Source organism: Glycomyces sp. NPDC046736, assembly GCF_040645615.1.
Lineage (GTDB): Bacteria > Actinomycetota > Actinomycetes > Mycobacteriales > Micromonosporaceae > Glycomyces.
This window is the reverse complement of record NZ_JBEYYO010000003.1, coordinates 79,705-104,332: the sequence shown is the minus strand read 5'-3', so window position 1 is coordinate 104,332 and position 24,628 is coordinate 79,705. Positions and strand designations below refer to the sequence as shown.

The 24,628-nt window shown below is 68.7% G+C and carries 17 protein-coding genes; 11 read left to right on the top strand and 6 right to left on the bottom strand.

The features are described from left to right. Position 1: 1 nt before the first annotated feature. Complete coding sequence (locus tag AB0B28_RS04190) at positions 2-988, bottom strand: ABC transporter permease (RefSeq protein WP_360116210.1); 987 nt, start codon at positions 986-988, stop codon at positions 2-4. Continuing rightward, a complete protein-coding gene (locus tag AB0B28_RS04185) occupies positions 988-2,106 on the bottom strand; it encodes an ABC transporter permease (RefSeq protein ID WP_360116207.1) in 1,119 nt (372 codons plus the stop codon). Before AB0B28_RS04185 ends, AB0B28_RS04190 begins: the two co-directional genes overlap by 1 nt. 523 nt (positions 2,107-2,629) lie before the next feature. Here AB0B28_RS04185 and AB0B28_RS04180 point away from each other — a divergent pair. The 5 genes from AB0B28_RS04180 (at position 2,630) to AB0B28_RS04160 (ending at position 10,027) form a co-directional block, all read left to right on the top strand. Next, positions 2,630-3,853: an NADP-dependent isocitrate dehydrogenase gene (locus AB0B28_RS04180; protein ID WP_360116204.1), complete on the top strand. Its 1,224-nt coding sequence runs from the start codon at positions 2,630-2,632 to the stop codon at positions 3,851-3,853. Between the two features lie 225 nt (positions 3,854-4,078). Next, complete coding sequence (locus AB0B28_RS04175) at positions 4,079-4,807, top strand: NTP transferase domain-containing protein (RefSeq protein WP_360116201.1); 729 nt, start codon at positions 4,079-4,081, stop codon at positions 4,805-4,807. Next, positions 4,808-5,863: an iron-containing alcohol dehydrogenase family protein gene (locus AB0B28_RS04170; protein ID WP_360116198.1), complete on the top strand. Its 1,056-nt coding sequence runs from the start codon at positions 4,808-4,810 to the stop codon at positions 5,861-5,863. Then, positions 5,850-7,532 carry an ABC transporter permease gene (locus AB0B28_RS04165; protein ID WP_360116195.1) on the top strand — a complete coding sequence of 561 codons (1,683 nt, stop codon included), beginning with the start codon at positions 5,850-5,852 and terminating at the stop codon, positions 7,530-7,532. The genes AB0B28_RS04170 and AB0B28_RS04165 overlap by 14 nt, the downstream gene beginning before the upstream one ends. Before the next feature lie 188 nt (positions 7,533-7,720). After that, entirely contained in the window at positions 7,721-10,027 is a 2,307-nt protein-coding gene (locus AB0B28_RS04160; RefSeq protein WP_360116192.1) for an acyltransferase family protein, read from the top strand. Positions 10,028-10,055: 28 nt separating this feature from the next. On the opposite strand, the gene AB0B28_RS04155 is transcribed toward AB0B28_RS04160, so the two are convergent. The 3 genes from AB0B28_RS04155 to AB0B28_RS04145 form a co-directional block, all read right to left on the bottom strand. Then, positions 10,056-10,658 carry a hypothetical protein gene (locus AB0B28_RS04155; protein ID WP_360116189.1) on the bottom strand — a complete coding sequence of 201 codons (603 nt, stop codon included), beginning with the start codon at positions 10,656-10,658 and terminating at the stop codon, positions 10,056-10,058. 104 nt (positions 10,659-10,762) lie between these two features. Continuing rightward, positions 10,763-12,454 carry a glycosyltransferase gene (locus AB0B28_RS04150; RefSeq protein ID WP_360116186.1) on the bottom strand — a complete coding sequence of 564 codons (1,692 nt, stop codon included), beginning with the start codon at positions 12,452-12,454 and terminating at the stop codon, positions 10,763-10,765. A 40-nt stretch (positions 12,455-12,494) separates the two neighbouring features. Continuing rightward, a complete protein-coding gene (locus tag AB0B28_RS04145) occupies positions 12,495-15,989 on the bottom strand; it encodes a CDP-glycerol glycerophosphotransferase family protein (protein ID WP_360116183.1) in 3,495 nt (1,164 codons plus the stop codon). A gap of 353 nt (positions 15,990-16,342) precedes the next feature. Between AB0B28_RS04145 and AB0B28_RS04140 the strand changes: the two genes are divergently transcribed. Genes AB0B28_RS04140 through AB0B28_RS04130 form a run of 3 tightly spaced genes read left to right on the top strand, consistent with a single transcriptional unit; the run spans position 16,343 to position 21,168 of the window. After that, positions 16,343-18,772: a glycosyltransferase gene (locus tag AB0B28_RS04140; RefSeq protein ID WP_360116180.1), complete on the top strand. Its 2,430-nt coding sequence runs from the start codon at positions 16,343-16,345 to the stop codon at positions 18,770-18,772. Between the two features lie 43 nt (positions 18,773-18,815). Then, positions 18,816-19,211 (top strand): hypothetical protein, encoded by a 396-nt coding sequence (locus tag AB0B28_RS04135; protein ID WP_360116177.1) that lies wholly within the window; start codon positions 18,816-18,818, stop codon positions 19,209-19,211. 28 nt (positions 19,212-19,239) lie between these two features. Continuing rightward, positions 19,240-21,168 (top strand): glycosyltransferase, encoded by a 1,929-nt coding sequence (locus tag AB0B28_RS04130; RefSeq protein WP_360116174.1) that lies wholly within the window; start codon positions 19,240-19,242, stop codon positions 21,166-21,168. Between the two features lie 55 nt (positions 21,169-21,223). Here the strand turns inward: AB0B28_RS04130 and glnII are convergent, their stop codons facing one another. Then, the gene (glnII, locus tag AB0B28_RS04125) at positions 21,224-22,237 is read right to left on the bottom strand and encodes a glutamine synthetase (protein ID WP_360116171.1); all 1,014 of its coding nucleotides are present in this window, start codon (positions 22,235-22,237) and stop codon (positions 21,224-21,226) included. 285 nt (positions 22,238-22,522) lie between these two features. On the opposite strand from glnII, the gene AB0B28_RS04120 reads away from it, so the two are divergent. The 3 genes from AB0B28_RS04120 (at position 22,523) to AB0B28_RS04110 (ending at position 24,580) form a co-directional block, all read left to right on the top strand. Continuing rightward, the gene (locus AB0B28_RS04120; RefSeq protein WP_360116168.1) at positions 22,523-23,536 is read left to right on the top strand and encodes a hypothetical protein; all 1,014 of its coding nucleotides are present in this window, start codon (positions 22,523-22,525) and stop codon (positions 23,534-23,536) included. A gap of 215 nt (positions 23,537-23,751) precedes the next feature. Further along, on the top strand, positions 23,752-24,123 hold the full coding sequence (locus AB0B28_RS04115) for a hypothetical protein (RefSeq protein ID WP_360116165.1): 372 nt from the start codon (positions 23,752-23,754) through the stop codon (positions 24,121-24,123). A gap of 79 nt (positions 24,124-24,202) precedes the next feature. Next, entirely contained in the window at positions 24,203-24,580 is a 378-nt protein-coding gene (locus AB0B28_RS04110; protein ID WP_360116162.1) for a hypothetical protein, read from the top strand. Positions 24,581-24,628 lie beyond the last annotated feature (48 nt).

The window sequence follows — 24,628 nt, the reverse complement described above, 5'->3', positions numbered from 1 at the left end:
CTCACCTTTCCCGGAGGCGCGGGTTGAGTGCCTGGTCGAGGCCGCGGCCCATCGTCACCAGGCCGACCGTGAAGAGCACGATCATGATCAGCGGGGTGAGCACGTACGGCATCGTGATGGGGTTGAGGTAGAAGTTCTGGCTCCACGAGTTGTGGATCATCAGACCCCAGTTCGGCGTGCCGGAGGGCATGAGGCCCAGGACGAAGAGGCCGACGATAGCGTAGATCGCCTGGTTCACCGAGATCACGAAGTTGACGAAGATGAACCCGGCCATGTTCGGCAGGATCTCGCGGAACACGATCCGCGGCGTCCCGAGGTTCTGGAGCCGCGCGGCCTCGACGAACTCGCGTTCCTTCAGCGACATGACCTGCGCTCGGATGGAGCGGAACAGGAAGGCCCACATGGTCGAGCCGACCACGATCGCCACGCCCCAGGGCGGGATGTTCTCGAAGAACGCGACCACCGCGAGCATGAGCAGGAACTGCGGGATGGTGACGGTGACGTCGGTGAGCTGGAGCAGGATCGAGTCGATCCGGCCGCGGAAGTAACCGGCGATCGAGCCGAGGGTCACGGCCACGGTGATGGCCATGAGCGCGGCCAGCGTGCCGACCCAGATCGGTTCGGCCCCCGAGTTCACCAGGATCGTGAAGGTGTCCTTGCCCTGGTACTCGGTGCCGAGCCAGTGCTCGGAAGAGGGCTCGGTCCAGATCTTGGAGGTGTCGACCGGGTTGTCCTGGTCGATCACGAGCGGGCCGATGAAGGAGAACCCGACGATCAGGAGCACCAGCAAGGTGCCGGCGAAGCCCGAGGGGGAGCGGGTCAGCCCGGTCCAGATCTGGCCCAGCACGGTCTCGCGGAACTGCTTGCGCTCCTTGCGGACCGCGGCCTCGACCTCGCGGCGCTCGGCCTCGGTGGCCTGCGCCTCGTGCTTCTCCAGGGCGGTGAGGCCCTCGGTCTCCAGCGGGGCGTTCTGCCCAGGTGCGTTCATCAGGCGTCCTGCCCTTCGGTCTTGATGCGGGGGTCGATCTTGACCAGGACCAGGTCCACGATGAGGCTGGCGATGACCACCGAGGTGGCGAGGATGATGACCGCGGCCTGCACGACGGGGTAGTCGCGGTCGGAGATCGCGCTGATGAGCATCTGGCCGACGCCGGGGTAGTCGAGGATCTGCTCGATCACGATCGAGCCGCCGACCAGGGTGCCCATCTGGAGGGCGACCTGGGGGATGACCGGGAGCATCGCGTTGCGGCCGACGTAGCTGCGGGAGATGCGGCCGGGCTTGAGGCCGCGGGCGCGGGCCACGGTCACGTAGTCCTCGGTGAGGACCTCGGTGGTGGCGGCCTTCATGTTGAGCAGGAAGGAACCGGTGGCCGTGAACGCGAAGGCGATGATCGGCAGGGTGGCGTGGAACAGCGTGTCCCCGAAGAACACGAAGTTGAATCCTGGCTCTACGCCTGCGGTGATGCGTCCTCGCATGTCCAGGAACGGCAGGATGCCCAGCACGGTGTAGCCGATGACGACCACGGCGGCGATGAGGATGTAGTTCGGGACGCCGGTGAGGAACGAGGCGACCGAGGTCGCGGCGTGGTCGAAGGCCGAGCCGCGACGGTAGGCGGCGGCCATGCCGACCGAGAGGCCGATGATCGTGGCCAGCACGATCCCGGCGCCGACGGCGAACAGCGTCCAGGGCAGGTAGGTCATGACGTGCTCGAACACGGACTTGCTGGGGTTGGTCAGCGAGTTGCCCATGTCGAGGGTGACCAGGCCCTTGAGGAAGTCGAGGTACTGGGACCCGATGTTCGCGTTCGGGTCGTAGTTGACGATGTTCGCGGCGGTCGCGAGCGCCTGCTGGTGCGACATGCCGGCGGAGTTGAGGCGACCGGCCATGATCTCGATGGGGTCGCCGGGCATGAAGTGCATGAGCAGGAACGTGATCGTGGAAACCAGCCAGATCACGAACACGGACTGGAGCACGCGGCGGAAGGCGTAGGAGGCCCAGATGCGCTGGGCGAGGCCGGGGGCGGGCTGCCGAGCCGGACTGGTCGCGGCGGGCGGCGTACCGTCCGCCGCATTCGGTCGCGGCGGGGGTGCGGTAGGTGCGGTCACCTCGGGGCACTCCTTCGTGCGTTGGTCTGAGGCACGGTTCGCGGTGTCGCCGTGCGCTTGCCGTCCACGGCCTGCAAGCCGTGCTGCGTTCCCGCGCGACCTGGGGTCGCGGCCGGGGGACGAGTCCGAAACAAATTGGAAAGATTGTTTCTAGTTAACGAACTTACCTGCCGTGACCCGAGGCACGCCAGCCTTGAGACGGAATCGTTACGTTGAACTTCAGGTGGTGTTTCCCCAGGTCTCATCCCGGTCACGTTGTTCGAAAGTAGCCGGTCGGCCACGCGGTGAAACCGCCATCGGGACCGGCCGGTCCGATACCGGGCCGCCACGAGCGGCGATAGGGCCGTTCGGTGGAGTCCTCGCTCCCCCTCCGAGTGTGGCCCTTTCGCGGCGTCTGTGACCATCGACTCCCCGGGCCGGTCGACGGACCCCGGTGCCAAGCCAGTACGCTCGTACTGTTAGGAGCGGTCCGCTCCCGAGACGCGAATGCGCGGCGAGCGCGCAAGGAGAGGTGTCGAAACCAATGGCCAAGATCAAGGTCGCGAACCCCGTCGTCGAGATCGACGGCGACGAGATGACCCGCATCATCTGGAGCAAGATCAAGGACGAGCTGATCCACCCCTACCTGGACGTGGACCTGCACTACTACGACCTCTCCATCGAGCACCGCGACGCCACCGACGACCAGGTCACCGTGGACGCCGCGAACGCGATCGCCGAGCACCACGTGGGCGTCAAGTGCGCCACCATCACCCCCGACGAGGCCCGCGTCGAGGAGTTCGGCCTCAAGAAGATGTGGCGCTCCCCGAACGGGACCATCCGCAACATCCTCGGCGGCGTGGTCTTCCGCGAGCCGATCATCATGAGCAACGTCCCGCGCCTGGTACCGGGCTGGACCAAGCCCATCGTCATCGGCCGCCACGCCTTCGGTGACCAGTACCGCGCCACCGACTTCAAGGTCGACCGCCCCGGCACCCTGACCGTGACGTTCACCCCCGAGGACGGCACCGAGCCGATCGAGTTCGAGGTCGTCAAGTACCCCGAGGCCGGCGGCGTCGCGCTCAGCATGTACAACTTCCGCAAGTCCATCGAGGACTTCGCGCGGGCCAGCTTCCGCTACGGCCTCCAGCGCAACTACCCGGTGTACATGTCCACCAAGAACACCATCCTCAAGGCCTACGACGGCATGTTCAAGGACGTGTTCCAGGAGATCTTCGACAACGAGTTCAAGGCCGAGTTCGAGGCCAAGGGCCTGACCTACGAGCACCGCCTCATCGACGACATGGTCGCCGCGGCGCTGAAGTGGGACGGCGGCTACGTCTGGGCCTGCAAGAACTACGACGGCGACGTCCAGTCCGACATCGTGGCCCAGGGCTTCGGCTCGCTCGGCCTCATGACCTCGGTCCTGATGACCCCCGACGGCCAGACCGTGGAGGCCGAGGCCGCGCACGGCACCGTGACCCGCCACTACCGCGCCCACCAGCGGGGCGAGAAGACCTCGACCAACCCGATCGCCTCGATCTTCGCCTGGACCCGGGGCCTGGCCCACCGCGGCAAGCTCGACGGCACCCCCGAGGTCACCGGCTTCGCGAACGAGCTGGAGAAGGTCGTCATCGACACCGTCGAAGGCGGCAAGATGACCAAGGACCTCGCCCTCCTGGTCGGCGGCGAGCAGGCCTGGCAGACCACCGACGAGTTCCTCGACACCCTGTCGGAGAACCTCGCCAAGTCGGTTGCCTCGAAGTAAGCCCACGAAAGTGACGATCCGGCCGTAACCGGACAGTCGGAGGCTCGTTTAAGGGAGTGCGGTCAGGTCTCGTGTACTGACCGTCCCTTCCCAGTTGGAGGCCCCAGTCGACGTGTGCAAGCGCACCCTCGGCAGGGGCCTCCCCCCTTTCGCGGCTTGTAAACTGGGCGGGCCCGCGGCGCACGCGTCCGGGCACCGCAGCCGCAGAGCGAAAGGCAGACACACGTGAGAGGCGTCATCCTCGCCGCCGGCCAAGGGCAGCGCCTGCGCCCCGACACCGACACCCTGCCCAAGACGCTCCTGCCCGTCACCGAGCGCGAGACGATCCTCGACACGATCGTCCGGGGCCTGGCCGAGGTCGGCGTCACCGACCTGGCCGTCACGGTCGGGCACGCCGCCGCTTCGATCCGGGAGCACGCCCCGGTCCTGGAGGAGCGCTACGGCGTCACCGTCGGACTCATCGACAACGACAAGCCGCACTGGAACAACGCCTACTCGCTGTGGACGGCCCGCGGGCACTGGTCCGAGGGCGCGGTCCTGGTCAACGGCGACACCGTGCACCCGGTCAGCGTCGAACGCTCGCTCCTGGCTCAGGCCGAGACCGACCCGCGGCTGCTCCTAGCCCTCGACGACCACAAGACGCTCACCGACGAGGCCATGAAGGTCCGCATCGGCCCCGGCGGCGTCGAGCGCATCCACAAGGCCCAGCGAATCGAGGACTGCGCCGGCGAGTACATCGGCGTGAGCCTCATCCCCGCCGGAATCGCCGAGGACCTCGTCAAGGCCCTCGAAGCGACCTTCGAGCGCGACCCGAACCTCTACTACGAGGACGCCTACCAGCTGCTCGCCGAGGCCGGCCGCGTCGCCACCGTCTCGACCGGGCCCGTCGCCTGGACCGAGGTCGACGACCACGCCGACTGGGCCGCGGCGCGCGAGATCGCCAAGGGCCTCTAGGTGCCCACCTTCGCGCGCACGGTCCTGGCCCCGATCACCGTCGAGGTGGCCGCCGGGGCCCTCGGGCGCCTCCCCGAACTGCTCGTCGACTCCCGGATCTCCTCGGGCGGCCGCGTGGCCGTGGCCCTGGGGCCGGGCCTGGGCGAGACCATCGCCGCCGAACTCGACCACCTCCCCGGCGCCACGGTGCACACCGTCAGGCCCGGCACGCTCGCCAGCGCCCGCGACCTCGCCTCGCGGCTTCGCGACGACCACCGCGTCGACGCTTTGGTCGGCATCGGCGGCGGGAAGCTGCTCGACACCGCGAAGTGGGCGGCCACCGACCTGGGGCTCCCGATGGTCGCGGTCGCCACGAGCCTGGCTCACGACGGCCTCGCGTCCCCTACGGCTTCCCTTGAGCGCGAAGGGGTCTCGGTCTCCTACGGGGTCCACCCGCCGCTCGCGGTGCTGGCCGACCTCGACTTCATCCGGGGGGCCCCGGCCGCGCAGCTGCGCTCGGGTGTGGGCGACGCTTTGACGAACCTCTCGGCGGTGGCCGACTGGCGGCTCTCGCACGAGGTCAACGGCGAACCGGTCGACGGCCTGGCCGCGGCGATCAGCCGCACCGGGGCCGAAGCGGTCCTGCGCCACCCGGGCACGATCGGTGACGACGACTTCCTCGCGACCCTCGCCGACGCGCTGATCCAAGGCGGCCTCGCGTCGAGCATGGCCGGTTCGTCCCGGCCGTGCTCGGGCGGCTGCCACGAGATCTCGCACGCGCTCGACGTGCTCCACCCGGGGCTGGCCTCCCATGGGGAGCAGGGCGCGCTGGGAGCGCTGGTGTGCACGTGGCTGCGGGGCGATGAGGCCCTGTTCGGGGAGCTGTCGGCGGCGATGGCGCGGCACGGCCTGCCGCGCACCGCCGAAGCGCTCGGGCTGAGCCTGGCGGAGCTGGCCGCAGCGGTGGCCTACGCTCCGAGGACCCGCCCAGGCCGTTATACGATTCTCGAACATCGTGAACTGGACTCGGTGGCGCTTGAGCGGCACCTGACGGAGATGATGCATGAGCTCGATTAGCCCGCACCCCGACGGCGTCTCCGGCCCAGCCGGGAACAACGAGGGGAGCCCGGACACCTCCGACTCGACCCCGCCGAACCCGGCCACCCCGCCGGGCTACCCGCAGGGCGCGATGAGCTCGGGTTCGGCGGCGTTCGCGAGTCCATCCCCGTCCTCGGCCCCGCAGGGCTACGGCCCGCCGTCCTATCCGGCGCCGCAGGGCCAGCAGCCGAACGCCTACGGCGGTCCCGCGCAGCAGCAGGGCCAGCCCTACGGCGCCCAGCAGCCGTATCCGCCGCAGGGACAGCAGCCGTACGGCGGGCCTCAGGGACCCCAGCAGCCTTACGGCGCACCGCAGCCTCCTTACGGGCAGCCGCCGCAGGCCCCGCGCCCGGCGGGCGCGCCGTCGCCGCAGTCGGCGCCTCCTGTCCCCTCGGCCCCGCAGCCCAATCCGACGCCTCCGGGCCACCCGGGCCAGCCCTACGGCCAGCCCCCGCAGGCTCCGGGCCAGCCGCCGCAAGCGGCTCCTCCCGTCCCCTCGGCGCCGCCGTCCAACCCCACGCCTCCGGGCTACCCGGCCGGGCCGCCTCAGGCGGTCGGCCAGCCGGTCGGGGCCCCGGGCCAGCCGCTCCAGGCCGCCGGGCAGCCGCCGCACGCTCCCGGCCAGGTCCCGCAGGCCCCGTACGCGACCCGCGTCGAACCGGGCCGCGACATGCCGATGGCCGGCGCGTCCCCGATCCGCCGCAACCTCGACGACACGGCCGAACTGCCCGCGTTCCTCGACTCCGCGCGCAGCGACGAGGGGCCGATCAAGGAGAAGCCCGAGCCGGGCCGCGAGGCCGAGGTCAAGCCGCTGACGCGGAAGTTCCCGCTGACGACCGGTTTCACCGCGCTGCTGCGCCACCGGTACTCGCTGTCGGTGCTGGTGCGCCGCGACCTGGCCGTCAAGTACCAGGCCACGGTCATGGGCTACCTGTGGTCGCTCATCGAGCCGCTCAGCCTCGCGTTGATCTACTGGTTCGTGTTCGGGGTGCTGTTCCAGCGCGACACGGGGATGCCCGAAGGGGCCGAGAACGTCGGGTACGCCCTGTTCATCGTCTCGGGCATCTTCGCGTACCAGTGGTTCAGCTCGGCGGTCAACGAGGGCGCGAAGTCCCTCGGCGGGCAGTCGAGCCTCATCACCGTGATGAAGGTCCCACGCGAGGTCTTCCCGGTCTCGAAGGTGTTCGCGCGCTTCGCCGAGTACGTGGTGGGCTTCCCGATCCTCATCATCGTCGCGCTCATCTTCGGCGGCACGTTCGGGATCAACCTGCTGTGGCTGATCCCGGCGATCCTGGTCCAGGCGATGCTGCTGACGGGCCTGGTGTTCATCCTCTCGGCCGCGAACGTCCTGTTCAAGGACGTGCAGCGGTTCCTGGGGCTGTTCATGCGGCTGCTGTTCTACGCATCGGCGATCATCTACCCGATCACCAAGGTCGAGGAGGCGCTCCAGAACCACCCGGTGCTGTTCGACCTCTACTCGACCAACCCGCTCATCGGCATCTTCAACATGCACCGCGCGGTGTTCATCCCCGAGTTCGCGCCCACCTGGTACCAGCTCGGCTGCGCCGTCGGCATCTCGGCGTTCCTGCTGTTCTTCGGCCGCTGGATCTTCTACCGCCTCGAACCGCGCGTCCTCAAAGCGCTCTGACGAACGCGGCCCCGGCCCCCGGCCGGGGCCGCCCTCGCGCTCGGGCCCCTATCGTGGACGGTCCCGCGCGCGAATGCTCGGTACGATGAATGACGCGGCCCGCCCGCACCACCACCGCGGCCCTCCGGCCGCTAACGCGCGCTTACCATGAGGCCCGACCCTCACCCTTAGACGGAGACTGTTGCACGATGACCTCGCCCCAGCCACCCAACCCCCCCAACCCGGCGACGGCGGCGATCAACGAGGAAACCCTGCACCTGCCCACCACGGTCCCCGGCTCGGCCGCCCGCACGGTCCTCCCCCCGCGCACCGCCCCCAGCCCTTACCCGGCCCGCCCCGCCTTCCAGCCCCCGCCGCCCCCGCCCCCTACGGCCCCCACCGCCTCGGCCCCCCGCCCCCACCCCACCCCCGCCCCGCTCCGCCGCCCCACCACCTGGGAAGGCCTCGGCTTCCGCCCCGACATCCAGGGCCTGCGCGCCATCGCGGTCGTCCTGGTCCTCCTCTCCCACGCGGGCTTCACCTTCGCCTCAGGCGGCTACGTCGGCGTCGACGTCTTCTTCGTCCTCTCGGGCTTCCTGATCACGTCGCTCCTCGTCAAAGAGGTCTTCGACACCGGGAAGATCTCCCTCATGGGCTTCTACGCCCGCCGCGCCCGCCGCATCCTCCCCGCGGCCACGGTGGTCACGATCGCGACGGTCGTCGGCGCGTGGCTGTGGCTCCCGGTGACCCGCATCGAATCGGCGATGCAGGACGCGTTCACCGTCATCGTCTACATCGTCAACTACCGGTTCATCGCCGAAGAGACCGAATACCTCAACGCCGACCAGATGCCCTCGCCGTTCCAGCAGTACTGGTCGCTGGCGGTCGAAGAGCAGTTCTACGTGGTGTGGCCGCTGCTGCTCATCGGCCTGCTCATCCTCGCCAAGCGCAAGCCTCGCTCGCTGGTCAACGCCGCGGTCGGCGCCTGCGCCGCGATCTTCGCGATCTCGCTGTTCCTCTCGGTGCTCGTCACCCAGCAGTCCCAGCCCACCGCCTACTACGCGGCCCACACCCGCGTCTGGGAGCTGGCCGCCGGAGCGCTCCTGGCCTTGACCCTGCCGACCTGGAAGAAGACCCCGAAGGCCCTCGCCTGGGTGCTCGGCATCGTCGGCCTCGCCGGAATCCTCGCCGCCGGATACCTCTTCGACGAGTCCACGCCCTTCCCCGGCTACACGGCGATGCTCCCGGTCCTGGGCACGATGCTCGTCATCATCGCCGGCTCCGGCCCGGGCACCAACCCCGTGTCCTCACTGCTGCACACCAAGCAGTTCCAGTTCGTCGGCAAGATCTCCTACAGCCTCTACCTCTGGCACTGGCCGATCCTCATCCTCATCCCCCTCGCCATCGGCGCCGAGCCCTCCCTCGTACTCAACACCTGCCTCATCATCGGCACCTTCGCCGTGGCCCAGATGTCCTTCCTCTACATCGAAGAACCCATCCGCCGCGCCAAGTCCATCAAGAACACCCACATAGCAGGCCTCGCCACAGGCGTCCTCAGCTCAGTCCTGGCCATCGCCGTCATCCTCACCTTCACCCTGGGCTTCCCCAAGATCACCGAAGAAGACCAGAAACCGGTCGACCTCGACGCGATCGAAGAGGTCGAGGACCTGTCCGAGATCGAGGCCAGGCTCGCGGCGGCGATCGAGACCCAGAAGGTGCCCGAGAACCTGGTGCCCTCGGTCGAATCCGCTCGCGAAGACCTGCCGGTCATCTACGACGGCGGGGACGACTCCTGCCATCTGGACGTCGAGCGGACCCAGTGGCCCGAAGGATGCGAGTTCGGCGACACCTCTTCGGACATCGTCATCTACCTCGTCGGTGATTCACATGCGGCCCAGTGGTTTCCCGCGCTGGAACCCATTGCCGACCGTCAGGGCTGGAAGCTCGTCACCAGGACCAAGAGCTCCTGCACCCCGGTGTCGGTGGCCATCGACAGCACGCAGGCCGCCACCGAGTACACCGAGTGCGCGCAGGCGCGCGCGAACGTCTTCGACGAGATCGACGAGGTCCAGCCCGACCTCGTCGTCTTCGGCAGTTCCGAGACCACCAGCCTCACCGGCGTCGACCGCAACGAGACCGGTCCGCCCTGGCTCCAGGGGTGGCAGGACACGATCGAGCGGGTGGGCGGTGCCGCCGGCGCGATGGTGGCCTTCGCCGACACGCCTTGGGCCGATGAGGAAGTGCCCACCTGCGTCGACTTGAACCGTGACGACGTGTCCGCCTGCCACATCGACGAGGGCGACGGCATCCGGCGCTCCGACCGGCGCGCGGACACGATCGAACTCCAGAACGAGCTCGGTGTCACGGTCATCGACCCCGCGGGCTGGCTGTGCTACGAAGGCGTGTGCCCGGTGGTGGTGGACGACATCCTCGTCTACCGGGACACCAACCACCTGACGACCCCGTACGTCAGATCCCTCACGGACCTGGTCGCCGCGGAACTGCCGCAGCTCTAGCGCCGCCGCTTCGGCGGCGCCAGGCCGGTCACTGCTGGATCGCGAGCGTCTGCTGGAACTCGGCGCAGGCCGGGCGCACGAAGTCGCGCCGGTTCGTCCACTGGCACGTGATCTGGACCAGGTGGTTCTCGACGAACACGAAGTAGTTCTGCTGGTAGGTCTTCGATTCGCCGTTCTCGATGATCGTGAAGCGCCACACGGCGGAGTTCCCCGCCACCAGCGCCGGGTCGTGGCTGTCCTCATCGGCGGTGTTCACCACCAGCGCGTCGTACTCGCGGACCACGGCGAGCTGCGCGTCGTACTCGCTGTAGTCCCCGTCGGCGGGCAGCAGGTACTGCGTCACGAAGATCCGGTTCTCGGCCCCGATGTCCGGCAGGTCGATGTCATAGCTGCTGGTCTCGTAGGTCTCATACGGCAACAGCGAAGTGAACGGCACCTCGGCGTTCTCGACCACCTCGGCCGGAGGCGTGAAGGAGACGCTCAACAGCGCGGCCGGATCGTACTGAGGACCGGCCGGGGACTCGGTGGCCGTGCCGGGAGTCTCCTCGTCGCCGCTCGGCTGCTCGCCTTGGCAGGCCGAGAATGCCATCAAGGCGGCGACGGCACAGAGCAGGGACGTCGTCTTCTTCACCGGGGCTCCTCGAAAGGTCGAGACGGAATCGTATCGTGGGGGCGACAGAGCAGATGGTAACAGGATACGTCCATATCAGATGCCCTCGCCGACCCGTGCCGAGGTCAACGCCGACCCCGCAGCGAGCGCGAGATCCAGCTCCGCAGACCCCTGCGCCGGGGACTCGGCGACGTGAGTGCCGCCGCCTTGAGCTGCCAGGTCCCGGCCGCCCGCTCCCAACGGCCCGCGGACACTTCCCAGTCCGCCGCGGAGCGACGCGCCTCCTCTGCCAGAGTCTCGAGTTCCCCGATCCTCGCGCGCTGGCGGCTGCGCTCTCTGCGCAGCCGCTCGTTCTCGGAGGCGAGGGACATCGAGCGCGGAGAGGCCGCCAAAGCGGCCAGATCGTCGCCGAACCAGTCGTCGCCGTTCTCCCAGAGGACCCCCCAGACGGCGTGCACCACCGAGTCGAGATCCGCGCCGTCCTCGGCGAAGCGCATCGCCCGCGCCAACGCGGCGGTGCGGTCGAGGACTGCCACGGCCAGCCCCTCGTGATCGGAGAGCGCGAGGTTGACGCGGCCCGCGCGCCGGTCGTCGGCGAGCGCGATCAAGCCGCGCAGCGCGTCGCGGTCGCAGACGACACCGGGGGGCAGGCTGAGACCGAACGGGGCGGGAGCGGGGGTGTCCGGGGCCTCCTGGACGTACCGGACTCGGGCGTCGGCCGCGAAGGCCCTGCTGATGAGACGAAGCTCCAACCGGTCGTCGTCGAGCGGAGCCCGTGTCGACACCGCGAGGCTCTCCCACGGGCCGACGAGGCTGACCCGCACGTCCGTCAGCGTGCCGCCCAGCACTGAACGGACCGTGTCGCGGACCTGCTCGTATCGAGCCTCGCCGACCGTGACCGTGACCTCGACGAGCGGGACCTCCCAGGAGCCGCCGGGCTGGTCGCGCAGCTTGCGCATCAGTGGGATTCGGTCGGCGAAGGCGGGTTCGCGATAACGTCGGCCCTCGTCCGCCCGCGAGTGCATCTGCGGGACGCCCAGGTGCCAGCACTCGGCATGGCGCTCAGGGATGAACACCGCACCGCCTTGGGCGAGGCGGTAGGCGAGTTCGGTGTCCTCACCGAGCGCCATCGTCCGGTCGAGACCGCCGACTGCCGTGTACATGGCGCGGTTGAAGGAGACCGAGGCCCCGTTGGCGACGACGTACGCGCGGCTGTCGAGCGCCTTGAGCTGGTCGTACTTGTCGATGAGCTTCGCGCGCCATTCCCGATCGACGTCGATGCCCTCGAAGAGGTCCCACCCGTTGCCGTCGGCGACGGCCTTGAGCACGGCGGCGGGTTCGAGGTCGGGAACTCGGTCGACGACGGCGACCTTGCCGATCACCACGGCGTACTCGACTTGATGGTGCCACCGCATGTGGGCTTCCACGTGCAGGCGATCGGGAATGACGTCGGAATCGATGCGCAGCACGAACGAGTGGGCGGCTGCTCGAACACCCGTGTCGACGGCGGCGGCGATCCCGAAGTCGGGTCCGGGGTTGGCGACCACGCGTGTGGACTCGGGGGCGGTCTCAGGCAGCTGCAACGGCGGCGCCGAGCCGTCGTCGACGACGATGACTTCGACGAGCTCGGCCGGGTAGCTCTGCGCCGCCAGACCGGCCAGGCACAGGTCGAGCGTCCTCTGGTTTCCAAAGGCGGGCACCACGACAGAGACGCCCAGCTCGGGTGTCCACTGACCGAGCTCGACCGGTTCCAGGGCACCGTAGTCGTTGCGGCACAGTGGGTCGGGGTGAACCGAGGGCGTGGTGTCGGAGTTCATGTCGATTTCCTCGCAGAAGTGGCTGGGGGATGTCCTGGGGTCAGGGGCGGCCGAAGACCTCGTCGACTACGCGCGCAGTCGCCCCGCCGTCGTCCCAGGTGCAGAATCGGGACCGGAACCGCTCGTACCGCTCACGATGCGCCGCGGACACTTCGTCGATCGTCTGGACGGCCTTGAACAGGTCGTCGGCGCTGCGGATCAGAGGCCCGGGGGCCTCGTCCTCGAAGTCGAAGTAGAAACCGTTGCTCTCATCGCGGTAGTGGTCGAGGTCGTAGGTGTAGAACAGCATCGGACGCCCGGTGTTCGCGAAGTCGAACATCAGCGACGAGTAGTCGGTGACCAGGATGTCGGTGGCCACCAGTAGGTCCTGGACATCCGGGTAGTCGGAGGCGTCGACGACGAACTCGCGGAGCTCGGCCGGGAGCTGGTCGACGAGCATCGGATGCTTGCGGAATACGATCGCGTAATCCTCGCCGAGCTCGGTCGCCATGGCCTCGAGATCGAGGCCGATCTCGAGGTGGAACGGCCGCCGGGGGCCGGAGCGGTTGTCACGCCAGGTCGGGGCGTAGAGCACCACCTTGCGGTCCGCGGGAATGCCCAAGCGCCGGCGGACCTCCGCGTTGATCGACTCGCTCGCGCCGCCGAAGAAGCGGTCGTTGCGCGGCAGCCCGGTCTCCAGCAGGGCCCCTTCGAAGGCGAAGGCCGAGCGCATGATCGGCGAGGTGTACGAGCTGGCCGAGACCACGTAGTCCCACTCGGCGGCCATGGCGGGAATGCGCAGGTGGTAGGCGGGGTCAGAGTATTTCGCGAGGTCGACGTCGAGCCCGATGCGCTTGAGCGGCGTGCCGTGCCAGGTCTGGACCACCACCTGCCCTTCGGCGCGCTTGAACCAGGACGGGCGGAAGGTGCTCGCGACGATGTACTTGCACTGGGCCATCGCCTCGAAGTACTCCCGACTGCCTTCGGCTATGCGCCGGGCGCCCTCGGGAATCGGGACCTGCTGGTCCGTGGAGACCACGAGGTGCTCCAGGTGCGACCCGCGGGAGACCAGCTCTTCGAAGATGGCCCGCGGGCTGTCGGCGAACTGCCTGCCCAGATAAGCCTCGTAGAGCACCGCGTCCCGCAGACCGGTCTTCGCGCTCGGGTAGTGAACGGTCTGGAGGCGGTGCTGGTTCGACTTGCCGACCTCGTCTCCGCGCAGCTCCGATCCGACGTTGATCACGGCCTGGTGGAGGTTCCGGTCGGCGATCGCGAATTCACGACTGTTGTGCAGATGGCGGTCCGGCAGTGACCCGCCGGGGTCGCCCGCCACGCCGACTTCGAGGTCCTCTCCGGTGTTCGAGCGAGTTTTGAGCAGCCAGGTTCCCGACCGGAGCGGCCTGGTGTCCACCGAGTCGCTGATCGCGCCGAGGTCGAGCACCGCTCGCACCCCGCCGCGTCGGGAAGCGGCGGGGAACGCGTACGCCTCCGAGCGGGAGGACGATTGGACGACCACACTCTCGACACCGCTTGGAAGGGGGTGGTCGAGATCCAGCGTCAGACGTGCGCCTTCGGACCATTTCCACGACTTCAGCACCGGCTTCGCGGGCCGGTCGTGGACCCGAAGGACTCCGGAGCGGGTGCGGCGGGCGAACCATTCGCGGTCACCGGCCGACCGCCGTTCGAAGGTGAATCCGGGAGCCGCGCTCACCTGGAACTTCGACCGGCTGCCGGAGTCGACGGTCCGAACCTGCCAGACGTGCTCCTCTGCGGGATCGGCCGCGTTCGAGGCCTCGCGAAGCGAGGCGACCGGCAGCCGCGCCACCCCTTGCCGGCGGCGCAGCGGAAGGGGCCGGATCGGCGCGGTGACGGCCGCGTCCCCAAGCGACAGACAGGCCTCGCCGGTGAACCCGGGGGCGAGTCGGAACCGCAGGTCGAGCCATTCGCCGTCGACCGAGGCGCTCGTGCACACGGCGGGCTCCTCGCGAACCCTCACGGCCAGTGTCCGGTTGTCGATCCAGCTCGCCCGGACCCAACGGCCCGCCTCGATCTCGGCCATGACCGGCCGCTGCGCTGGGCCGGGAATCGCCGGTGAGAGCGGGCCCGTGACGGTGCGGCCCAGACACGTGGAGGCCGCGTTGACCTTCCACGTGACGTTCTTGCGGCTGTTCTCGGCGAGCCGCTCGATCGGGATTGCGGCGGTGAAGGCCGTGTGCTCGGCCCCGTCGACGCCGACGCCCGCGCGAGCTGCCACCGCCGGATCGATGCGCCGCCTGACCTCGGCGGGGATCCTGGTGTCGCCGTTCTCCAGCCACACCTCGATGAGATCCTCGGAGCGGTCCACCCCGGTGAGTCGCCCCACGTAGGCGGATCCGTCGATGAGGACCTCGCCGCCGAAGATCCGCACGTCGCCGACGGCGGCGACGAGTTGGAGCTTCTCGGTGTAGTCCAGCAGCGCAGGAGGCAGACCCACCTCGCGTCCCAACGCGGACGCGAAGTCGACCAGGACGTGGTCGCCGACGACCTCCACCGGAAGCCTGGACAGTCCGCCGCTGCGCCACAGCGCAAGGTAGGTGAGGAGCGCTTCGGTGTCCCCGTCGAGCAGCAACTTGTACTTGACCCGGTCGAACAGCTCCACTGCACGGAACGCCGCTTCGGGGTCTGGTTCGAAGAACTCGCGTACGGTCTCCCGCACGCAGGACCGGTAGTCCTCATCGAGCCGGTCGTACAGATCGACGTAGTACCGCAGGTCGAATCGCAGGATCAGATCGCCGTACGCGGCGTGCAGCTCCTGCGCGCCGTGCCGCTCGAACAGGTCGAGGTTCCGTCTGACGGCCGCGATCCGATCGGTGAACTTGCGGACGTCCGAGGCCAGGTTCTGGGTGATCGAGGTGCCGGTTTCGCGCAGGCGCCAGTAGAACACCGGTTCGGGCACCAGGTCGACGTGCTCCGCGCGGAGATGGGCGTCCAGGAGTGTCGCGATGTCCTCGTAGTAGCTGCTCTCGGGAAACTCGATGCCGTTCTCTCGCCAGAACGACGTGCGCCACACCTTGTTCGGCACCACGGTGTCGTGCAGGAGCTCCGGTTCGAGCGTGATGTGGGTGCGTCTGGCCCCGCTTGCGACCGTCGCGGCGTACTTGGGCACCGCCCAGTGCCGCGAGCCGTCGTAGCGTTCGAGCCCGCCCACCGCGAAGTCCGAGCCGGTGGCCTCCAACGTCTCCACCATGCGCAGGTAGGCGTCGGGAAGAACGATGTCGTCGCTGTCGAGGAAGGTCAGGTAGGCGCCCTTCGCGAGCGCGGCGCCTCGGTTCCGGGCCCCGCCCTGCCCGACGTTGTCCTGCCTGACGAGGCTGAACCGGCCGTCCCGCTCCACCCAAGCGGCCGCGACGGCCGCACTCGAGTCGGTCGAGCCATCGTCGATCATGACGACCTCGAGATCGGCGAGCGTCTGCTCGGCCACCGAACGCAGGCACTCGTCGAGGTACTCCTCCACGTTGTAGACGGGGACGACGACGCTCAGCAGCGGCGTCGCCGCGGCGGGTTCAACGGAAGTCATTGGGGCCTTCACGGGTTCAGGTGCTCGGGAGAGGGAGCGTGGGCCGCGGCGTTGAGACGGAGTGGTGGATCCGTGCCGTGCACCGGGCGGTCGGGGCCGCCGACCCGCACCGGACGACTGCGGTCGGTGAGCACGACAGTCCCGCTCACCTCAGCGTTCCCTGGAGTTCATGCTACTGGACGATCGCCTTCACGCAGGTGCACCGGTGATCCAGTCGTCTGGGGCACTGGGGCGCGAACGCTGCATGATCGGCTTGGTTCGAGTTGCTAGCATTCATGCACCGTCTGCCACCTCGAGTCGCCGCCGTCTCGTCCGGGCGGTCCCTCCGCTCTCCGAAACCGGATTTGACCACCATGGATTCCGTCCCCGCCGAACTGAAGACGCAATTCCTCGAAGACCACGTCGCCATCTCCATGCGGCGCAATCCGCGTTCGATGGGGGAGACGGCCATCCGCCTGGGTTCGTCCGACATGCGGGATCTGCTCGCAGCGCGGGCGGTGTCGGCGCAAACCGACTTCGCCGGGCTTCTCGCTGCTCTCGACGCGGGGGTGCTCGGCACGACCGGGCACGTCGTCGACCACTGGTACCTGGCAGAGCTCGCCCGGGTGATCGCGATCCAGCGGTTCGAACCCGGGGACCCGGCGCTCGCCCTGCGCCTTTACGAGTTCCTGCTCTCCCGGCCCGGTGTCGAACTCGACTCGCGCCACAGAGCGCTCTACCTGCATTTGCGTGCGGAGTTGACGCCGGGCCGAGGCGGCCTGCCGCGATCCCACCCGCCCGCGCACGCTTCGGTCACCGCGATGCTCGAATGCAACCGCCTGCACCGGCCGGGACCGCCCCGGCGATCCTGGCTCCGGGCACTGGGCCGCCTGCTCAACGCCGATTGCGCTCTCAGCCCCGGCGACGGGCCGGCATTGGACCGGTTGGAGGCCGTCACTGACAGGGTCTCGAACTCCGCCCACCTCGTGAGCATCGTCCTGCCCGTCGACGGCGAGAACCCGATGCGGGGCCTGCGTTCGGTGGCGCGTCAGAACCACTCCGAGATCGAATTGCTCGTGGTCACCTCCGGCCCGCTCGGTCCCGAGGCCGCCGCAGTCGTCGACGGCATCGAAGGCGCACGCGTCATCCAGGTCGACGGAGCGAACACCGGGACCCTGGTCAACCACGGCATCCGCGCCGCCTCCGCCGAGTACCTGCTCGTGCTGGCCCCCGGCGACTGGTGCGTGCCGCAGCTCGTCGAGGTGCAACTTCGCCGCGTGCGCAAACGCAGGAGCGCCGTCGTCGCCTGCCGGACCGCACGGCTGAGGGCGGACGCGAACCTGCGCCTCGGCCCCTTCGGCGTCGCCGGACCCGAGATCCTCTCCAAGAGCCTGTTCCTCAAGCGCGAGGTGGTCGACCGCCTCGGTTACTTCGACACCGTCGGGCCCGAGGCGATCGAGGAGTACGCCAAGCGGATTCGCGAGGCGTTCGGGAAGGGCTCGGTCAGCACCGCGCGCGGCCCCCTCTTGGCACTCACGCCCGACGAACGCGAGCTCGTGCCCCACCTGGAGATCGAAGAGGGCGCGGAGTCGCCCTGGTTCACCGCCTACAGCTCCGGATTCACCCGCTGGCACCGCCGCTGCACCGAAGCCGGAACGGTCCCGTACCTGCCATTCGAACCAGCCGACCGCCCCTTTGCGCTGCCGTTGTCGCAGCGTCCGGGCGCCGGTGCCGGGCATCGCTACGATCTGGTGTTCGCCAGTGACTGGCGCCCCTACGGCGGGCCCGCCAAGTCCATGCTGGAGGAGATCGCGGCCGCTCGGCGCATCGGACTCAGGGTCGGGGTCATGAACCTCGAATCAGTGCGGATGATGGCACCGCTGACCAGGGCCGTGTGCGGCCCGGTGCAGCGGCTCGTCGACGCCGGCGAAGTCGACCTGCTCGTCCCCTCCGACCCGGTGGACGTCGACACCCTGGTCATCCGCTACCCCCTTGTGCTTCAGTTCGACCGCACCGCGAAGTTCGCCTGCAAGGTCGGGCGGGTGCTGATCCACGCGAATCAGCCTCCTTGCGAGGCCGACGGCAGCGACCTGCGCTACTTCGTCCATGACTGCGAGGCCAACGCCAGGCACTGGTTCGGGGTCGAACCCAGTTGGGTCCCGCAGGGGCCGCAGGCCCGCCAGGCGCTGCTGGAGGCACCGGTCCCTCCGCGCAGCCTCGAGGACTTCGACCTGCCGGGCATCCTCGAACCGACCGACTGGCTGATCCGTCGCGACGACTTCCGCTCCGATCGGCCCGTCCTCGGCCGCCACTCCCGCGACCACATCACCAAGTGGCCTTCGGACGCGGACACGCTCCTCCAGATATACCCCGACGACCCCGCCTACGATTTCCGCAACATGGGCGGCGCCTCGACTCCCGCCGAAGTACTCGGCGGACGGCTGCCGTACAACTGGATCGCCTACGGCTACGACGAGACGGACGTCAAGGATTTCCTGTTCCAGCTCGACTTCTGGGTGTATTTCCCCAACGAGATCCGCATCGAGGCGTTCGGCCGCGCGATCCTGGAGGCGATGGCCTCGGGCTGCGTGGTCATCCTCCCTGAGGTGTTCCGCTCCACCTTCGGCGAGGGCGCCCTGTACTGCAGGCCCGACGAGGTCCGCAACCTCATCGACAAGTACCGGTCCGATCTCGGTGTCTTCCTCACCCAAAGCCGTAGGGGCCAAGACCACGTCCGTGAGCACTTCAGCTACGAGTGGTACCAACGGCTGATCGGCTCGCGCCTGCTGAAGAGCCGAGCATGATCTGCCGACCCCGACCGAACCCGAGAAAGTCTGAGAGACCCTGATGGTGCGACGCCTCAAGCAGTTCCTGACCCGTAGGCAGGCCAAGGCCCTCGTCCTCGTCGCGATGGTGGAGGTCGCCGCGCTCGTCGGCGGGATCCTCGGTAGCGAGATCGCGCTCTGGGGAGGCCTGGCCTTCGCCAACCTGCTGGTCTTGGCGGTCCTGTTCCGCGTGCTCAATCGAGTCAACCGGCACGACGCGTCGGCGCGCGAGCAGTGGCGCGGTGTTCAGGACACTGCCGGCGCGGCCGCGGCTGCGGAGCCGGAGCAGGTCGAGGTGCTGCTGCGTCGTGTCCTCGCCACCGTCGAGCATGAGCGGCGCCTGACCTCTCGCCGGTTCGAGCAGCTCGTTGGGGCGCGCCCGGCCGACGAGGACGATCTCGACTCGGACCTGGCCTGATCGACCGTTGCCCGAACGGAGGACGACGATGCGCGTGACCTTCCTGATGACCGAGTTGAACGGCCTAGGAGGCACTGCCAGAGCGACGCTCGCTCTGGTGGAGGGCCTGCTCCGCCGCGGTGACGACGTCGAGATCATCTCGGTGTTCAGCAGCCCGACGCAGTCCGACCTGCATTTTCCGAAGTCGGTGCGGTTGCGGACCCTCGTCGACGCCGCGATGACGGGGGCGAAGGCGGGGAGCGCGGAGCGGTTCGGACCGGACTGGGACCGCGCGGCCCAGGTCTATCCGCGAAACGAAGAGCTCTATAAGCGCTTCAACCTCTATGTCGAGGGTGAGATCGCGAAGGCGCTGCGCGACATCGAGACCGATGTGATCGTCTCGACCCGCACCGGTCTGGCGTCCTGCCTCGCGGCGTTCGCGCCCGAACGCGTCGCGACGGTCGTTCAGATCCATGAGGATCCCGCCAGCCACAACCCGAAGCTGCGCGATCAGATGCGAGGCGCCTACCGAGCGGTCGATGCCGTCCAGGTCCTCACCGACCACGCCCGCAGCGGCCTGATCGAGGCCGAGCCCTCCCTGGCGGACAAGATCCATGTCCTGCCCAACGCGATCGAGAACACCCTTGCCGAACCGTCCCCCGACGGCGGGAGGCTCGTCGTCGCCGTGGGCAGGCTCGCTCCCATCAAGCAGTTCGACCTCCTCATCGAGGCGTTCGCGATGCTCGCCGGGGACTTCCCCGAGTGGCGCTTGCGGATCTTCGGGCGAGGGCCGGAAGGGAATCGGCTGCGAGAGCTGGTGGACCGGCACGGCCTCGGCGAACGGATCGCCGTTCCCGGCCGTACCGTCCCCTCCTTCGCCGAATGGGCCAAGGCCGATGTGGGCGTCTCGTCGTCGCGTGTCGAGTCCTTCGGGATCAGCATCGTCGAGGCGATGCGGATGGGCGTCCCCATGGTCGTGACCGACGTGCCCTCGGGACCGGGTGAGATCATCACCTCCGGAGTGGACGGTCTCCTGGTGCGTCCCGACGCGGGCTCGATCGCCGATGGGATGCGGACGCTGATGTCCGATGGGGCGCTGCGAGCGTCGATCGGTACCCAGGCGGCGGTCACCGCCGAGCGGTACCGCTGTGACGAGGTGGCGCGTCGCTTGGCCGAACTCCTCGATTCGCTTGTGGCCGAACGGGGAGGCCCCAGATTCAGTGCACCGGGCCGCCACGCCGGGGACGAACTGATGATCACCGTCGAGCGAACGGACACCGAGTCGGCCGCGATCACCGTTCACGGCGCGGACCGCCCTCCGCTGGTACTGCGGTCGAAGTCCACGGGGGAGGAGTTCGAGCCGGAACCGGAATCCGGGGGCGGGGGATTCGACCGCTATCTCGTGGACCGGACGATGCTGGCCCGTGAGGCGAGGATGGAGGATTGGGAGGTCCTGAGTCCATCCGAGTACGCGATCGACCACATCTCGGGCGCAGGTCTCTTGGGTGCCGCGCCTGTCTCCGCCTCCGACCTGCTGCCGCAGAAGGTGGACGGCCGTCTGGAGCTGCGTTCGCGGCGCCGCAGGCGATACGCGGAGGTCACGTCCCTGACCCGGATCGGTCGGGAAGCCCTCCAACTGGAGGTGGTCGTCATCGGTGAATCCATGGGCCGGGCTCGGCTCTGCTTCATCGAGCAGGGTGGTCGGCACGTGTACGCCAGGTTCCGCGGGAAGCGCCTTGGCGAAGGTCGGTTCCGGTTCACCCTCAAGGCGAAACGGCTTCTGCGGATCTCGGCCACGCCGTTGGTCACGTCGGTGCGCCTGGTCGGCGACGAGCCGGCGGTGACGGTCGGCTCGCTCGCCGACGACATGTACGGCCGCCGCGTTCTGGGCCGGACCACGCTCGAAGCCGGAGGCGCGAAGGTGCTGTGCGAATGGAGTTACGAGCGTTCGGGTTCGATGGCGTTCGCCGTCGAGTGACAGTCGAGGGCCGGGACCGCTTTCGCGGTTCCGGCCCCTTTCTTGTTTGCTCGGGTTAGACGAGGCCCTTGTTTTCGAGGGCTTCGCAGACGGTGTCGACGATGAGGCCGGTTACGAGGTAGGGGTCCATGTTGGCGTTGGGGCGGCGGTCTTCGAGGTAGCCCTTTTTGTCCTTTTCGACCTGCCAGGGGATGCGGATCGAGGCGCCGCGGTTGGAGACGCCGTAGGAGAACTGGGTGTAGTGGGCGGTTTCGTGGGCGCCGGTGAGGCGGTCGGCGATGCCGTCGCCGTAGTTGGCGACGTGCTCTTCGGCCTTCTCGCCGAGGGCTTCGCAGGCGGCGATGATGGGCTCGTAGTCCTCGCGCATGGCCTTGGTGGAGAAGTTGGTGTGGCAGCCGGCGCCGTTCCAGTCGCCCTTGGCGGGCTTGGGGTCGATCGTGGCCGAGACGTCGAACTCCTCGGCGGTGCGGTAGAGCAGCCAGCGCGCGAGCCACAGCGAGTCGGAGACCTCGAGGGCCGAGGCGGGGCCGACCTGGAACTCCCACTGGCCGGGCATGACCTCGGCGTTGATGCCGGAGATCGGCAGGCCCGCGGCCAGGCAGTTGTCGAGGTGCTTCTCGACGATCTCGCGGCCGAAGATCTCGTCGGCGCCGACGCCGCAGTAGTAGCCGCCCTGGGGCGCGGGGAAGCCGTTCTCGGGGAAGCCGAGCGGGCGGGCGCCCACCATGAAGGTGTACTCCTGCTCGATGCCGAACCAGGACTCCTGGGCCGCGTACCGCTCGGAGACCTCGGCGGTCTTGGCGCGGGTGTTGGAGGGGTGGGGGGTGAAGTCGGTGTCGAGGACCTCGCACAGCACCAGGATGGAGTCGCCGCCGCGGATGGGGTCGGGCACGACCTTGACCGGGCGCAGCACGCAGTCGGAGGCGTGGCCCTCGGCCTGGTTCGTGCTGGAGCCGTCGAAGCCCCAGATCGGGGGCTCCTCGCCGGCCGCGAGGATCTTGGTCTTGGAACGCAGCTTGGCCGTCGGCTCGGTGCCGTCGATCCAGATGTACTCGGCCTTGATTGCCATCAGGTGGGAGCCCTTCTTGCGGTGACGCGGTCGGCCGGGGTCGGTGCCCTCCGGGCCGGTAGCTGTGCCGCCACGTTCCCAAGAGGCAATTTCCCGTTCGTTGATCACGTGTAAACAGTCTGTTAAGCGCCGCTTCGCATGTGCAAGCAGAGGCCGTGAGTCCTCCTCGCCCTATTTTCGGCGAAAAATCTGATTCACCCCGTATCCCCTCTCGCTTCGGTTTCGTTCTTCTAGTTGCGAGCGGCGAGACCGCTCGCGATCAGGAACAGGTCGACGGGGGAGACGATGGGACGCATCGCAGTGGGCAGCGAGGACACTCGCCGCTTCAGCGTGCTCCGGTTCCTCCTCGGCGTCGCGCTCACCGCTTTCGGCTCCCTGCTCTTGGGAGCCTTCGCGATGGCGACGTCCGCTTGGGCCGCAGACGAATCCACCGCATCGCAGGGCCTTGCCGCGATGACCGACCCCCTCTCCGCAGAGGTTTCCGACATGTCGCGCCTGGCCGCGCGACTGGTCCCGCAGAACCAGCAGGGACATCGGACGCCGGCGGCGCAGGGGGAGGTCTCGGGGCTGGTGTCGGGCCTGGCAGAGCCGGTGGGGACGCTGATGCACCAGACGGGCGCCGACATGCGGGCGGCGCTGCCGAGCGACGCCGCGCCCGGCTTCCTCGATTTGGACGACGAGTCCGTTGGAGACCGCACCGCCGAAGTTGTGGCACCGCTGGTGGGAACCCTCGTGAAGGGAACGTCGTCCCTCGTGGACGGCCCCGCCCCCGTGGTGTCCGGTGTCTATGAGACTGTCACGCCCAGGGCCGCACAGGTCGACGATGTGGCGCGACTGGTGACCGATGGCCTGCGCTTCGGCGACGTGACGACGCCCGGGAGCGTCCGCGCCGCTGTCGCAGGACAACCAGTCACCTCGCTTTCGGCGATGCAGGCTTCCGACGAGGTGGCGGCGACGCTCCAAGGAGCGTCCAGCGGCCGGCCGGCCGCCGCCCTCGAATGCTCCGCGGCCGATCTCGGCCAGCGGAGGACGGACTCGACCGAATCAGAGGCCGTGCGCGGGGAACCGCGGACCCCGGCCCAGCCGTGGGCCTTCGACGGCCCCGCAGTGCCTGACCTGAAGATCATCCCCGGTGGAGCCACTGGCTCGACCGCCGGTATAAGCGTCGACAGTGGTCACAACGCTGTCTACGTCTCCCCGACCGCCGCGGAGGAAGAGGTGTCACTCTCTCGCACGGTGATCGAGGAATTGGGGCGGCCTTTGGACATAGCCGCCGAACAGTCCGTCGCCCCAGACTAGGCCTCCGCGCGTCGACGCGCAGGGTACTCGAAGACCGCCTTCGAATTCCCCACCGGTTCCAGCATTGAGGATTCATGCCCGTCAAGCTCGATCCCCACGCTGTCCGGCGCGCCGACGCGCGGCCAGGCCGTCAACTCGCCTCGCAACGAGGACGTCAGTCACACCATAGTCGCCCGAACCGACGGGCGCACAAATTAGAAGGAAGCCGCAACGCTATGAACAAGGTTCTCACCGCCACCGCTGTCGCCGCCGGAGCGCTCGCCGCCCTCGGCTCCGCCGGGACGGCCATGGCCGCCAACAGCTCCGGTGTGGACGCCGGGCCCGTCAGCCTGGTGAACATCGACGCTTCGAGCGCGGCGCACTGGCAGATCTGCGGCCAGAACATCCTGACCACGTCGTTCAACCAGGTCTGCGACAACCGCGACCACATCGGCCCCGGCCCGCAGTCGGGCATCAACGCCGGCGACGTGTCGGTCGCCAACGTGGACGCCTCCAGCGCGGCGCACTGGCAGATCTGCGGCCAGAACGTGGGCGTCTCGCCCTCGCTCGCCCAGCAGTGCCTGAACTACGACCACGTCAACCACTAAGACCTCCGCGGGCTGAGTCCTCTCAGGACTCATGACCCACGGGAAACCAAGAAACCGAAAGAGAACGGGGAATCTCAAGATGCGCAAGACTCTCACCGTCGTGGCCGCCGCTGCCGGCGCCGTTGCCGCCCTCGGAGCCGCCGGCACCGCCATGGCCCAGAGCTCGGGCGTGTGGGCCGGGCCGGTCAGCCTGGTGAACGTCGACGCTTCGAGCGCGGCGCACTGGCAGATCTGCGGCCAGAACGTGCTGGCCCAGTCCTTCGGCCAGGTGTGCGACAACCGCGACCACATCGGTTCGGGCCCGCAGTCCGGCATCGCCGCCGGCGACGTGTCGCTCGCGAACCTGGACGTCTCGGACGCCGCGCACTGGCAGATCTGCGGCCAGAACGTCGGCGTCGCGCCGTCGCTCGACCAGCAGTGCCTGAACTACGACCACATCACCAAAGCGGCCGAGTAATCGACCTGGGGCGGGCTCCCTCTGGGAGCCCGTCCCGCTCCGCTTTCA

Excerpts from the sequence above, each read along its gene's own strand:
- AB0B28_RS04190 (WP_360116210.1), bottom strand. The coding sequence starts at position 988 with ATGAACGCACCTGGGCAGAACGCCCCGCTGGAGACCGAGGGCCTCACC.
- AB0B28_RS04180 (WP_360116204.1), top strand. The coding sequence starts at position 2,630 with ATGGCCAAGATCAAGGTCGCGAACCCCGTCGTCGAGATCGACGGCGAC.
- AB0B28_RS04165 (WP_360116195.1), top strand. The coding sequence starts at position 5,850 with ATGAGCTCGATTAGCCCGCACCCCGACGGCGTCTCCGGCCCAGCCGGG.
- AB0B28_RS04160 (WP_360116192.1), top strand. The coding sequence starts at position 7,721 with ATGACCTCGCCCCAGCCACCCAACCCCCCCAACCCGGCGACGGCGGCG.
- AB0B28_RS04150 (WP_360116186.1), bottom strand. The coding sequence starts at position 12,454 with ATGAACTCCGACACCACGCCCTCGGTTCACCCCGACCCACTGTGCCGC.
- AB0B28_RS04145 (WP_360116183.1), bottom strand. The coding sequence starts at position 15,989 with ATGACTTCCGTTGAACCCGCCGCGGCGACGCCGCTGCTGAGCGTCGTC.
- AB0B28_RS04140 (WP_360116180.1), top strand. The coding sequence starts at position 16,343 with ATGGATTCCGTCCCCGCCGAACTGAAGACGCAATTCCTCGAAGACCAC.
- AB0B28_RS04135 (WP_360116177.1), top strand. The coding sequence starts at position 18,816 with ATGGTGCGACGCCTCAAGCAGTTCCTGACCCGTAGGCAGGCCAAGGCC.
- AB0B28_RS04130 (WP_360116174.1), top strand. The coding sequence starts at position 19,240 with ATGCGCGTGACCTTCCTGATGACCGAGTTGAACGGCCTAGGAGGCACT.
- glnII (WP_360116171.1), bottom strand. The coding sequence starts at position 22,237 with ATGGCAATCAAGGCCGAGTACATCTGGATCGACGGCACCGAGCCGACG.
- AB0B28_RS04120 (WP_360116168.1), top strand. The coding sequence starts at position 22,523 with ATGGGACGCATCGCAGTGGGCAGCGAGGACACTCGCCGCTTCAGCGTG.
- AB0B28_RS04115 (WP_360116165.1), top strand. The coding sequence starts at position 23,752 with ATGAACAAGGTTCTCACCGCCACCGCTGTCGCCGCCGGAGCGCTCGCC.
- AB0B28_RS04110 (WP_360116162.1), top strand. The coding sequence starts at position 24,203 with ATGCGCAAGACTCTCACCGTCGTGGCCGCCGCTGCCGGCGCCGTTGCC.